General features: G+C 59.8%; 9 protein-coding genes. 8 read left to right on the forward strand and 1 reads right to left on the reverse strand.

The features are described from left to right. Positions 1-290: 290 nt before the first annotated feature. Positions 291-3,518, reverse strand: a complete 3,228-nt coding sequence (locus ACO54Z_RS12155) for a transferrin-binding protein-like solute binding protein (protein ID WP_485997254.1) — start codon at positions 3,516-3,518, stop codon at positions 291-293. Between the two features lie 318 nt (positions 3,519-3,836). On the opposite strand from ACO54Z_RS12155, the gene ACO54Z_RS12160 reads away from it, so the two are divergent. The 8 genes from ACO54Z_RS12160 to ACO54Z_RS12195 all read left to right on the forward strand — a co-directional run bounded on the left by ACO54Z_RS12160 (position 3,837) and on the right by ACO54Z_RS12195 (position 12,823). Beyond that, complete coding sequence (locus tag ACO54Z_RS12160; protein ID WP_485997255.1) at positions 3,837-4,814, forward strand: ABC transporter substrate-binding protein; 978 nt, start codon at positions 3,837-3,839, stop codon at positions 4,812-4,814. Next, a complete protein-coding gene (locus ACO54Z_RS12165; protein ID WP_485997256.1) occupies positions 4,814-5,578 on the forward strand; it encodes an ABC transporter ATP-binding protein in 765 nt (254 codons plus the stop codon). The genes ACO54Z_RS12160 and ACO54Z_RS12165 overlap by 1 nt, the downstream gene beginning before the upstream one ends. Further along, entirely contained in the window at positions 5,575-6,369 is a 795-nt protein-coding gene (locus tag ACO54Z_RS12170) for an ABC transporter permease (protein WP_485997257.1), read from the forward strand. Before ACO54Z_RS12165 ends, ACO54Z_RS12170 begins: the two co-directional genes overlap by 4 nt. A gap of 116 nt (positions 6,370-6,485) precedes the next feature. After that, complete coding sequence (locus tag ACO54Z_RS12175; protein WP_485997258.1) at positions 6,486-7,370, forward strand: tetratricopeptide repeat protein; 885 nt, start codon at positions 6,486-6,488, stop codon at positions 7,368-7,370. Between the two features lie 20 nt (positions 7,371-7,390). Beyond that, the gene (recA, locus tag ACO54Z_RS12180; RefSeq protein ID WP_485997259.1) at positions 7,391-8,485 is read left to right on the forward strand and encodes a recombinase RecA; all 1,095 of its coding nucleotides are present in this window, start codon (positions 7,391-7,393) and stop codon (positions 8,483-8,485) included. Next, positions 8,472-8,915 (forward strand): regulatory protein RecX, encoded by a 444-nt coding sequence (locus ACO54Z_RS12185; protein ID WP_485997260.1) that lies wholly within the window; start codon positions 8,472-8,474, stop codon positions 8,913-8,915. Before recA ends, ACO54Z_RS12185 begins: the two co-directional genes overlap by 14 nt. Positions 8,916-8,934: 19 nt before the next feature. Further along, entirely contained in the window at positions 8,935-11,595 is a 2,661-nt protein-coding gene (gene alaS, locus ACO54Z_RS12190) for an alanine--tRNA ligase (RefSeq protein WP_485997261.1), read from the forward strand. Between the two features lie 10 nt (positions 11,596-11,605). Further along, positions 11,606-12,823: an aspartate kinase gene (locus tag ACO54Z_RS12195; RefSeq protein ID WP_485997262.1), complete on the forward strand. Its 1,218-nt coding sequence runs from the start codon at positions 11,606-11,608 to the stop codon at positions 12,821-12,823. Positions 12,824-12,855 lie beyond the last annotated feature (32 nt).

A 12,855-nucleotide genomic window follows, 5' to 3' on the forward strand; every position in this document is an offset into this window, starting at 1 on the left:
TTTTGTGTCTCGTGTTTTGTGGGATTTTCCTGTTCGCGCGGGCGTTCAGGACGATGGTCGGAAGGTCGTGTGTTGTTGTCGCGCCCGGTGGTCAGCGCAGGCGATGTTTTTTGTCGGTTTGAACCCGCCCGTATTCATGACGATACGGTCAGGTAATTATAAAGGTTTTTGTTGGGTGTGTTGGTTGTTGTGCGGCGGGCGATGGTCGCGATTGCGGGGAAGGGGAGGGCGGTGGCGCGTCCAAAATGAAAACGGCCTCTTGCGAGGCCGTTTGCTTTGTGGCGGCGGGGTTATTCGCCGGTGGCTTGGGTGTTGCCGTAGGTGTTGGCGCCGTCGTCCCCCTGGAAGGTGTTGCTGGCGCTCTTGACCGCGCCGAAGACGCCGCCCCAGTCGCCCACTTCGTAGGCGGAGGCGTATTTGTCGTCCGGCTTGACTGAGTTGAATGACCCGCCCATTTCTTCTGCCTGTTTGCCGAAGAAGGCGGCGCGGAAGTCCGCTTCGTCATTGCCCGGGATGTAGGCGCGGTCGGCCTTGCCGATGACGGTGTTGCCGGTGATGTCGCCTTCAAATACGACCAGTTTGTCGTGGACAACGCCGGGTTTGGTGACGTCGGTCAGCCAGGCGTTATAGACGTCGCCCTTGACTTTGCGCGTGCCGAAATCGACGTTGGCTTCGACGAAGTTGCCGAGACCGAGTTGGGCTGCGCCGCGGCCGTTCAGGCCGTCAAAGGCGTTCGGCATACTCTTGTAGCCGCCGCCGAGTTTGACGTCCTGGGTCACGCCGTGGAAGTCGTTGTTGATGCCGTACATCAGTGCGTGGCCGTTGTAGGTCGCGCTGCCGTTTTGTGGCATATCTTCCACGGCGGTCGCGTCTATACCGCGGAAGAAGTAGTTATCAACGCTGTCCGAGGTGCCTTTTTTCGCAAACGGCGCGCGAAGGAAGCCGTCGCCAAACGGGCCTTCGCCGTTGGCGAGGTCAAGTTGCGAGGTCACGCGGCCATACTGCACCCGCTTCAGCGTTATCGGTTGCGCGCCAATGCTGTATTCCACCGGGGCGCTGTCCAGATCGGCCTTGTAGCCCTGCGCCGTGGCGGTCGGCAATACGTTTTTGACCTTGGCGACAAAGGAGCGGGCACCAGAGTAGCTGTTCATGCTCATGTCTTTGACTTTGCGGTCTTCCTGATCCGCCCAGGCGAGGTGGTAATGGCCGAAGATGCGGCTGGTGGTCTTGTGGTGGTCTTCCCATCTGCCGTTTTCCCATTTGAGTTCCTGGCCGAGGGTTGGCAGTTTGCCGCCGGTGCGGTCGGTACCGCCGATGCGGATCAGGCCGTTGGTGATGTCGCCGGTGGGCTGGATTTCGATGTCGCGGTCGCGTGCTTTGGTGCCGTCTGCCAGTAGCGTATTTTCCTCATTTGCCCAGACCAAATCTTCCGAGCCTTCGCCGCCGTTAGGGTTGCCATCTTTGTCTTTAGTGGTGTTGATGTCCACGCGGCGGGCGCGCGGATCCCAGCCGTTGGATGTGGCGTGGTTTTCAAAGGCGCTGTCCTGGGTACTCCACCAAATCAGGTTGGCGCCATATTTGCGCTCGTATTCCGGTTTGTAACCGTCCGCGCCCGCTTTCCAGATACGGTTATCGGCATAGCGGATGGTGCCTTCGTCTTCGTGGTAGCCAACGTAAGCCGGGCCGCGAAATTCGCCGCGCTGACCGCCGCCTTTGTTTTGGGGATCTTGCCATTCGGCATGGTTCAAAATAGGGATTCTAGATACAAAAGAGCAGCTATGAAGCTCTGTATTGCAGTCCGAATTCACCTTTTTTTCATCACTAAATTTATCTTGAATATATTCTACTGGTTCTTTGTCTATTCCACTCTTGCTAACATCATACGATACATTTCCATCAAAATAGGTTTCTTTGTATCTTTTTCTTTTTGGATTGCCGTTGTTATCTAAATCATTATAATCCAAATAGTAGTTCCATCGTTGTTTAATTTCATGCATAACAACAGAAGCCGACCAATCTTGGTACAGTGTCCAATCCCATTCATTGGCAACCGGATTAACTAGCGGACGGATGGGTTCTAACTGACGAATGGCGGTAAAGTCTTCCCGTTCGAGATAAATATGCTCGTGGTCTTTAGGATCGCCATCTGTGGAACCACCGTTCAGCGCATTATTATTATCTTGATCATAGGGAATATTGGGATAGGCAAACATCTTTTTCGGATATTTGGGATAAGCCCCTTTCGGCCACGCTTGCTGATAGTTGTATTCACTATCCGGTGAAGGCGTATAGGTTTGACCATTAGGGGTACGAGTAATAGCTTGCGCACGCCCGACATTACCTTTATAGGCGGGAGGGTTGTTTTTGTCGCCTTCCCAGTCCACTACATTGTTTGACCGGGCATCCACATTGTCGGGATCATCAGTTTGGGCGGGACCATAGTAGTTATTTCCATTGGGGTCAGGATCTCTTGATGGCGATACTGTCACTCCGCCTGCTGTTCGTGTTCCCTTGTTACGCCACGCCTTTGCATCGGCGATATTATCCGGATCGGTTGGGCTATCGTCTTGTCCTTTGGGAAAATTGCCATAGCGCTTTTGTACGTTGCTAAAGCTACCGGAAGAACGGTCGGTATTTGTGCCAATATTGACCGGATGGCGAGAATTGTCGTTGTTATTGTCGGTTGACCAAGCGCCGCTTGTACTCCAAAGCCCGTTTTGCAGCGTATTGATGTCGGGGAATCCAGGAGGCGCCGGAGCTTTTGTGACGATAGCGGTCGGGCTATCGCTTTCTTTTTTGTTGTCATCGGGATTTACCGCATTCGGATAATCGACAAACGGCTGACGGTATTCGTAGCGCGGGGTATAAACATGGCTGACCCGGTCGCGGGTAAATTCGCCGCTCTTGTCGGTGTTGTTCTGGATATGGGTGTCAATGTTGTGGTCTTCGCCAAGGCGGTTTTTCGGGTCGCTGAAATCGGCAGAGCCGACCTGTTTGAAGGCACCGGCGAGGATGTCCACGTTTTTGAAGTTTTCCACTTGCAGCGCCGGGTTTTCGCGCGGGTGGCCGTCGGCGGTGAGCGGTTCGTTTTCGGTGGCGCCGGCGAACTGGGCGCGAACGGCCTTGTTTTCTTCGCGTTCCATGTCGCGGCGGGCGAGGACGATGTTGGTCAGTTTCGGGTTTTGTTCGTCAAGGCTGACGCCGAGCAGCGGTGTGGCAGAGGCCAATTTGTCGGGGTTGTAAACGCGGTCGTAGTCCGAGCCATCGCGGCGGATGTATTGCAGGCCGCCCACGGTGCTTTCTTTGCTGAGGTCGCGACCATCCACAACTTTGGTGCCGGTGGGGTCAACGATTTTGTCGTCGTTTCGGGCTTCCGGCTGTGGTTGTGGCTCAGGTTTTTTGAGTTCTGGCTGCGGGGCGGGCGGGTCGGCTGGCGGCGGGGTGTTTTCGTCGCTGCCACCGCAGGCGACAACACCCAGGGCAACCATGATTGAGAGTGAGAGGTTCGTCAGTTTCACTGTATAGCTCCTTCCGTTGAGCCCCGCGCAACTCGGCGCTTTTGGGGCGTGAGTGTGGCGGCAGGATCTTCCTTGTGAGCGGTTTCCTCGCGCAGAATATCCCTGTCCGCACCGTTTGTGAAGAAACGGTCAGGTGATTATAAGATGTTTGTCATGGTTTTGGTATGGTTTTGGTGCAAGCGGCGGTTTATGAGGGATGGCCGCGCTTGTCGTTTCCCGCGTGCGTGTCGGCGACGCCGCCGCTTGAACTGTCATTACCGCTATGTTAAAAAGCGTGTCTGTCGCGCCGTTGCGCGGTTTTTCTTTTTCGGAGGTTTTATGAAGGTTTTGTTGCGTGTCGCGCTGGCGGCGGTTTTGGCGGTCGCGGCGCTGGTGGCGCAGGCGGCGGAGAAGGTGCGTATTGGTTATATCGCGCTGCCGTCGCAGGCGCCAAGTTTTATTGCGAAGGAGCGCGGGTATTTTGCCGCCGAGGGGCTGGATGCCGAGCTGGTCGCGTTTCAGGCGGCGCAGGCGATGGCGGTCGCCATTGCTTCCGGCGATATTGATTTTGGCGTGACGGCGGTGTCCGGCGGGCTTTTGAATCTCGCGGCGCGCGGTGATGCGGTGCGCATTATCGGCGGCGCGCTGGAGGAGGCGGAAGGGGTGCCGGGGCATAAGATTCTCGCCAGCAAGGCGGCGTTTGATGCCGGTTTGCAGTCGCCGATGGATTTGGACGGCAAGTCTTTCGCCATTACCACGCAGGGTTCGTCGTTTGAGTATATGGGGCAGCAGGTCGCGGCGAGAAATGGCGGCGCGGTGAAGACGGTAGCGCTGGCCAATATGCCCGCGATTGCCGCCGCGCTGCAGGCGGGCAAGGTCGATGCCGCCGTCGCCCAGCCGGGGATTGCCGCCGATTTGGTCGCCAAGGGCGCGGCGGTGGAGATTGGCAAGGTGGTGGATTTTCTCCCCGGTTATCAGGTGACGGTGCTCTTTACCGGGGCGAAGCTGGCGCAGGAGAAGCCTGAACAGGTGGCGGCCTTCAAGCGCGCGTTTGCCAAGGGCGCGGCGGACTATAACGCGGCGCTGGTGGAGAAGTCGCCCGATGCGGCGACCGATGCGGTCATCGCCGCGATTCACAAGTATGTCTATACCGACCGCAATGATGCTGACGCCAGCCGCCTTATCCGCGAGGGCGCGATGCGGGTGTCGCCGGATGCGGCACTTAACCGCGCCGATGTTATTAAGCAAATCGGCTGGTTCAAGGCGCAGAAGCTGGTGCCGGAGTCGCTGGACGTGAACGCGCTGCTGGCGGACTGATGCGCCTCGTCGCCGAAGGGATTTGCCACCGTTATCAGGGGCGGCTGGTGTTGCAGGATGTGTCGTTTGCGATTGGCGCGGGCGAGGTGGTCTGTCTCATCGGCCCGTCCGGCTGCGGCAAATCGACGCTGCTGCGGCTGCTCGGCGGGCTGGAGCGCCCGGAGGCGGGGACGGTGTGGCTGGAGGGCGAGGCGCCTGCGTCGTCGCTCAATCCGCTGACGTTTGTTTTTCAGGATTTTGCCCTGCTGCCGTGGCGCACGGTCGCCGACAATATTGCGCTGGTGCTGGAGCATCATCCGCTGTCGGCGGCCGAACGCCGTGAGCGTATCGCGGATGTGCTGGCGCGGACGCAACTTGCGGAGTTTGCGAATGCGTGGATTCGCCAGCTTTCCGGCGGGATGCGGCAGCGGGTGGCGATTGCCCGCGCGCTTGCGGTCAACCCGGCGGTGATGTTGATGGATGAGCCGCTGTCGGCGCTCGATAGTCAAACCAAGGATTTGTTGCTCGATGATTTTGTCCGCCTGTGGGCGGCGGCGCCGTTTTCTGCCGCCTACGTCACCCACAATTTGCGCGAGGCGGTGCGGCTGGGGCACAAGATTGTGGTGTTGTCGCGCCGGCCGGGGCGGGTGCGCGAGGTGGTCGCGCTCGATACGCCGCTGGACGCGCGCGATGAGCATTCGCCGGAATTGCAGGCGGTGGAGCGGCAGTTGTGGCAGTTGATGCGCGACGAGGCACGCGCGGCGGAACGGGAGCTGGAGGCATGAGCGGGAAACGTATTCCGGTGCCGCTGCGGGCGCGCGAGTTTGGCGGCGATGCGCCGCGCTGGATGAGCTGGGCGCTGTTCGCCGTACTGCTCGCTTTTTGGGAAGTAGCGGTGCGCGCGGGCTGGATTAGCCGGGTTTATATGGCCTCTCCGGCGGAAATTGCCGTGCAGTTGCAGAATTTGCTCCTCTCCGGCGAGTTGTGGACGCACCTTTGGGCGAGTGTGCGCCGCCTGCTGCTGGGCTGGAATGTGGGCAGTCTGCTCGGCATTGCCGCCGGGCTGCTCATCGGCCTGTGGCGGGTCGGGCGCGGCACGCTGCTGCCGCTGGTGTCGGCGCTGTTTCCGGTGCCGAAAATCGCGCTGCTGCCGCTGTTCCTCGTCTGGTTCGGCATTGATGAAGGCTCGAAGATTGCGACGATTCTCATCGGTACCTTTTTCCCGACGGTGATTGCCACTTACGCGGCGGTCGATGATGTGGATCGCAACCTCATCCGCATGGGGCAGTCGTTTGGCCTGCCGCCCGTCGCCATCGTCCGCAAAATCATCCTGCCGGGGGCGATGCCGGGCATCCTCGCCGGGTTCCGCATCTCCATTTCCATCGCCATTACCATGCTGGTGGTGGCGGAGATGATGAACGCCAACTACGGCCTCGGTGCCTATATCAGCAACGCCGGGCAACTCTACCGCATGGATCAGCTGCTCGCCGGGGTGACGCTGCTGGCGCTGCTCGGCATCGTGCTGTCGTGGCTGCTCGGCCTCTGCGAGCGGTGGCTGCTGCGCTGGCGAGGATGAAAATCGGGTAGGGGCGGTTGGCGAGGAACGAGCGTAACCGCCCGCCATAAATCATACGGGTGGTTACGGACTTCGTCCTAACCGCCCCTACGTTCACGTTTCGGAGACATATTTATATGACACGCTACATGATCTTCCTTCTCGCCGTGTTGACCGCCCCGCTGTGGGCGCAGGATGAACCGCCGGTGGCGCTGTTGCCGGTGCAGGGCGACACGCTGACGCCGGAAAAGGCGCAGGAAAAGGCAAAGGCGGCCAAAGAAGCACCTGCGGCAGCGGCGCAACCGTCGCCTGCCGCCGATGCTGCCAAAGAAGCAGAACCGCAGCCCGACGACGATCCCGCCATTGAAACCATCAAACTCTCGCCGCCGCCGGAAACCCCGCCACCGGATGCAAAAGCGGCGGAAGCGGACGCGAAAAAGCCCGCCGACAGCGAGAAAACCAACGAACAAAACGAAGGCGACACCACCCAGCCGTTACCGCCGACCGGCGTCGCGGTGACACCACAACCCGCACCCGATGCGGCAACGCCCAAGCCGACCGCTGCCGAAGAAGAAGCGAGTCCGCCGTGGTCGGGCTACGCGCAGGCGCAGTCAATGGCGGAAAACGGCAACCCGCGCGGCGCGCTGAAGCAGTTGGAAACCCGCCTTTCCACCCATCCCGAAGACAGCCGCGCCGCCTATCTCAAGGGCTTGGTGCTGATGCAGCTTGGCCGTGGCGACGAGGCGGAGCGCTGGTACAAAATGATGCAGGCGAACTTCCCCGACCTGCCGCAGCCGGGCAACGCGCTCGCCGTCATCTACGCCGGACGCGGCGATTTGCCCGCTGCCGAAGCCGCCCTGCGCGCGCTCCTGGAAAAGCATCCCGACCACACCTCGGCACGGGTCAATCTCGCCCGCCTGTACGTGCAAATGGCGCAGGCGGAGTACGAAAAGGCGCTGAAAGCCACGCCTGACAATGCTATGATTGCGCGCAAACTTGAGGCTCTCAAAGCCATGCAGTAACACCCAAAAAGCGGAAATTTATGAGCAAAAAACTCTCGGAAGAACAGGAAAAGGCGCTGAAAGCGGTGCTGGCGCAACTGGACAAACAGTTTGGCAAAGGTACGGTGATGCGCCTCGGCGACCAGACCACCGAACACGACATTCAGGCGATTTCCACCGGCTCGCTCGGCCTTGACATCGCCCTCGGCATTGGCGGCCTGCCGCGCGGGCGCATCGTCGAAATCTACGGCCCGGAATCCTCCGGCAAGACGACGCTCACCTTGCACGTCATCGCCGAAGCACAGAAAGCAGGCGGCACGGCCGCCTTTATTGATGCTGAACACGCGCTTGACCCGATTTACGCGCGCAAACTCGGCGTCAATACCGACGACCTCTACATCACCCAGCCCGACACCGGCGAGCAGGCGCTGGAAATCGCCGACGCTCTCGTCCGCTCCGGCGCCTTTAGCGTCATTGTCATTGACTCCGTCGCCGCGCTGACCCCGAAAGCGGAAATCGAAGGCGAAATGGGCGATTCGCACGTCGGCCTGCAAGCGCGACTGATGAGCCAGGCGCTGCGCAAACTCACCGCCAACATCAAGCGCGCCAACACGCTGGTCATCTTCATCAACCAAATCCGCATGAAAATCGGCGTCATGTTCGGCTCGCCGGAAACCACCACCGGTGGTAACGCGCTCAAGTTCTACGCCTCGGTGCGCCTCGACATTCGCCGCGTTGGCTCCATCAAGGACGGCGAAGAAGTGCTGGGCAACCAGACGCGGGTCAAAGTGGTGAAAAACAAAGTCTCGCCGCCGTTCAAACAGGCTGAATTTGAAGTGCTTTACGGTCAGGGCATCTCGCGCATCGGCGAGATCATTGACCTCGGTGTCGCCATTGATGCCATCCAGAAATCCGGCGCGTGGTACAGCTACGGCAGCGAAAAAATCGGTCAGGGCAAAGAAAAAGTCCGCGCCTATCTCACCGAAAAACCGGAACTCGCCGCCGAAATCGAGGCGAAAATCCGCGAGCACTACATTGGTAACAGCGATGCCGAACTGCCGGTAAGCCACGGCGACGACAACGACGAGGCGAACACCAGCGAAGCCCCCGCCACGGACGGCAATGAACTCTTCTGACGACGTCCGGCGCGCGATAGAGGCACGCTGTCTCGCCGCCCTCGCACGGCGCGAATACAGCCGCGCCGAACTCGCCGTCAAACTGGACGGGTTTCCCGCAGAAGACATCGCCGCCGTCCTTGATACCTTGGCAGAACGCGGCTGGCAAAGCGACGCCCGCTTTGCCGCAAGCTATCTGCGCGGCCATCGTGGTTATGGCCGCCTGAAAATGCGGCACGAACTGGAGGCGCGCGGCATCCGTGGCGAGCTGCTGCGCGATACCCTCGACAGCGCCGACTGGTTCGCCGCCGCCCGCGACGTTTACCAAAAAAAATACAGCGCTCCGGCGACCACGCCGCAGGAGCGGGCGAAGCGGCAGCGCTTCATGGCGCAGCGCGGCTTCAGCTACGAAGAAATCCGGCAAGCGATGACATCCGCCACGGATGACTGAGCTGCCACAAGGAACCCCAATGAAACAAAAACCCCAATCCACCGCCGAAATCCGGCGCGCCTTCCTCGACTACTTCGCCGAACACGGCCACAAAATCGTCCACTCCTCCTCGCTGGTGCCGGGCAACGACCCGACCCTGCTCTTTACCAACGCGGGCATGGTGCAATTCAAGGACATCTTCACCGGCAGCGAAACCCGCGACTACAAGCGCGCCACCACCTCGCAGCGCTGCGTTCGCGCCGGCGGCAAACACAACGACCTCGAAAATGTCGGCTACACCGCGCGCCATCACACCTTCTTTGAAATGCTCGGCAACTTCAGCTTTGGCGACTACTTCAAGGCCGACGCCATCCCCTTCGCCTGGAACCTGCTGACGCAAGTCTTTGGTCTGCCGCCGGAAAAACTCTGCGTAACCGTTTACCACGAAGACGACGAAGCCTACGCCATCTGGCGCGACAAAGTCGGCCTGCCAGAGGAAAAAATCATCCGCATCGGCGACAAACCGGGCAAAGCCAAGTACGAATCCGACAACTTCTGGGCGATGGGCGATACCGGCCCCTGCGGTCCCTGCTCGGAAATCTTCTACGACCACGGCCCGGAAGTGTGGGGCGGGCCACCCGGTTCACCGGAAGAAGACGGCGACCGCTTCATCGAAATCTGGAACATCGTCTTCATGCAATTTGAGCGCGACGCCAGCGGCACGATGAAACCGCTGCCGCGCCCCTCCATCGACACCGGCATGGGGCTGGAGCGCATCGCCGCCGTGTTGCAGGGCGTGCATTCCAACTACGAAATCGACTTGTTTAAGCACTTGATTTCTGCAATTGAGAGAGCAGAAGCAGAGAATAGTGATGGTTTTAATCTTTCTACGAGCGGATTGCATAGAGATGATCAAAGTAGAAGGGTTATTGCTGATCATATTCGCGCCACCGTATTTCTGATGGTTGATGGCGTTTTACCGAGTAATGAGGGGCGCGGTTACGTTCTGCGCCGCATCATGCGTCGCGCCATACGCCATTGCCGTAAGTTAGGACAAAATAAGCCATTTTTCTACAAACTGGTCGCGCCGCTGGTTGCCGAGATGGGCGAGGCCTACCCGGAAATCGTCGAAGCCGAAGCGCGCATCACCGATGCGGTTCGCCGCGAAGAAGAGCGCTTCGCGCAGACGCTGGAAGCGGGGTTGGAAGTGCTGGAAAAAGCGCTGGGCGAAATGTGCGGCACAGAAATCCCCGGCGAAACCGTCTTCAAACTCTACGACACCTACGGCTTCCCGGTTGATCTTACCGCCGACATCGCGCGCGAACGCGGCCTGACGCTGGACATGGACGGCTACGACGCGGCGATGGAAACGCAGCGCGAACGCGCCAAGGCAGCGGGCAAATTCGATGCCGCACAGAAATTGGACATCAGCGGCAAAACCGCCTTTGACGGCTACGAACATGAAAGCGGCAGCGCGCAAATCATGCAACTCTTCGCCGATGGCGCGGCGGTTACACATCTCACCGAAGGCGCGCGCGGCGTGGTTATTCTCGACCGCACCCCGTTTTACGGCGAATCCGGCGGTCAAGTCGGAGACAGCGGCACCATCCGCACCACAAGCGGCGTCTTCTGCGTCGAAGACACACAAAAACAGGGCGATGCCTTCCTGCACATTGGTCGTGTCGAAAGCGGCGAAATCAGCGTTGGCGAAAGCGCACAAGCAGAAATCGACCACGCCCGCCGTGCCGCCATCAAGCGCCACCATTCCGCGACCCACCTGCTGCACAAAGCGCTGCGCAGCACCCTCGGCACGCACGTCCAGCAAAAAGGCTCACTCGTTGACGAGCGCCGCACCCGCTTCGACTTCTCGCACGACAAAGCGCTCAACGCCGCCGAAATCGCGCAAGTAGAAGCGATGATGAACGCGCAAATCCTCGGCAACGCGCCAGTCGTCATCGAACAAATGTCGCGCGATGACGCGCAGAAAAAAGGCGCAATGGCGCTCTTTGGCGAAAAATACGGCGACGTGGTGCGTGTGGTCAGCATGGGTGATGACGGCTTCTCTATCGAACTCTGCGGCGGTACGCACGTTGGCCGTCTCGGCGAAATCGGCCTCGCCAAAGTCGTCTCACAAGGCGCCGTTTCCGCCGGTGTGCGCCGCATTGAAGTCGTCTGCGGACTGGCAGCGCTGGAATACCTGGCGCACAGCGAATCGTTGCTTGCCGAAAGTGCGGCGTTGCTGAAAACCGACGGCGAGCACCTGCCAGAACGCATCAGCGCCCTGCAACAACAGCTGAAAACGTTAGAAAAAGACGTGCAGACGCTGAAACGTCAGCTCGCCCAAGGTGGCGATGGTGGCAGCGCCGAAATCCAAACCATCAACGGCTGGAAAACCCTCGCCCTGCAACGCGACGGCCTCGATAACGCCACCCTGCGCGACACCGCCGACCAGCTACGCGACCGCCACGGCGCCGACGTCGTCGTCATCGGTAGCGTCGATGACGACACCGCCCGCCTCATCGTCAGCGTCAGCAAGGCAGCGAACGGCCTGCACGCGGGCAACATCATTCGCGACCTTGCCGCGCATATCGGCGGCAAAGGCGGCGGCCGCCCCGATTTCGCCCAAGCAGGCGGCAAAAACCCCGCAGGACTCCCCGCCGCGCTCGCCGCGCTGGCACAAGTCCTGCCCGAAAAAAACTGAGGAGCATTACATGGCCTTGATCGTACAAAAATACGGCGGCACCTCGATGGGCTCGGTGGAGCGCATCGAAAACGTCGCCGAAAAATGCATCGCCGCACAAAAAGCGGGTAACGACGTCATCGTCACCGTCTCGGCGATGAGCGGCGAAACCAACCGCCTCATCGCACTCGCGCACGACATTCACAAACGTCCCAGCCCGCGCGAAATGGACGTACTGATGTCCACCGGTGAACAAGTCAGTATCGCCCTGCTCGCCATCGCCATCGAAAAACGCGGCGTGCCGGCGGTGTCCTACACCGGCGGCCAGGTAAAAATCCTCACCGACAGCGCCTTCATGAAAGCGCGCATCAAAGGCATCGACAGCGACAACATCCGCCGCGATCTGGATGCGGGCAAAATCGTCATCGTCGCCGGATTTCAGGGCATGGACGAACACGGCAACATCACCACCCTGGGACGTGGCGGTTCCGATACCACCGCCGTCGCCCTTGCCGCCGCCCTGCACGCCGACGAATGCCAAATCTATACCGACGTCGATGGCGTTTACACCACCGACCCGCGCGTCGAACCCAAAGCGCGCAAACTTGACCGCATCACCTTTGAAGAAATGCTGGAAATGGCCAGCCTCGGCTCAAAAGTGCTGCAAATCCGCTCGGTCGAATTCGCCGGCAAATACAAAGTCCCGCTTCGCGTCCTCTCCAGCTTCGAGGACGGCGAAGGCACCCTGATCAGTCTCGAAGAGGAGAACCCCGTGGAATCAGCCATCATCACCGGCATCGCGTTCAGCCGCGACGAAGCCCAAGTTAACGTCGTTGACGTCCCGGACGAGCCGGGCATCGCTTACCAAATCCTCGCCCCCGTCGGCGACGCCAACATCAACGTCGATATGATCATCCAGAACATTGGCGTTGACGGCAAAAACGACTTCACCTTCACCGTGCCGCGCGGCGACTACGACACCACCGTTGAAATCCTGCGCAAAAACTTCCCGCCGGAAAGCGGCGTGGTTATCCACGGTTCAAACATCGCCAAAGTGTCCATCGTCGGCGTCGGTATGCGCTCACACGCGGCAGTCGCCAGCACCATGTTCCAGGCACTCGCCAAAGAAGGCATCAACATCCACATCATCAGCACCTCGGAAATCAAAATCTCCGTCGGTATTGACGAAAAATACCTCGAACTCGCCGTGCGCGCCCTGCACGAAGCGTTCGGGTTGGATAAAGCCTAAATAAAAACGCCTTGCTCCCCCTTCCCTGCGAA

The organism is Cardiobacterium sp. (assembly GCF_057314735.1).

What these genes read in the sequence shown, in the direction of transcription:
- recA (WP_485997259.1), top strand. Translation starts at nt 7,391, where the DNA reads ATGAGCAAAAAACTCTCGGAAGAACAGGAAAAGGCGCTGAAAGCGGTG.
- ACO54Z_RS12185 (WP_485997260.1), top strand. Translation starts at nt 8,472, where the DNA reads ATGAACTCTTCTGACGACGTCCGGCGCGCGATAGAGGCACGCTGTCTC.
- ACO54Z_RS12165 (WP_485997256.1), top strand. Translation starts at nt 4,814, where the DNA reads ATGCGCCTCGTCGCCGAAGGGATTTGCCACCGTTATCAGGGGCGGCTG.
- ACO54Z_RS12175 (WP_485997258.1), top strand. Translation starts at nt 6,486, where the DNA reads ATGACACGCTACATGATCTTCCTTCTCGCCGTGTTGACCGCCCCGCTG.
- ACO54Z_RS12195 (WP_485997262.1), top strand. Translation starts at nt 11,606, where the DNA reads ATGGCCTTGATCGTACAAAAATACGGCGGCACCTCGATGGGCTCGGTG.
- ACO54Z_RS12160 (WP_485997255.1), top strand. Translation starts at nt 3,837, where the DNA reads ATGAAGGTTTTGTTGCGTGTCGCGCTGGCGGCGGTTTTGGCGGTCGCG.
- ACO54Z_RS12170 (WP_485997257.1), top strand. Translation starts at nt 5,575, where the DNA reads ATGAGCGGGAAACGTATTCCGGTGCCGCTGCGGGCGCGCGAGTTTGGC.
- alaS (WP_485997261.1), top strand. Translation starts at nt 8,935, where the DNA reads ATGAAACAAAAACCCCAATCCACCGCCGAAATCCGGCGCGCCTTCCTC.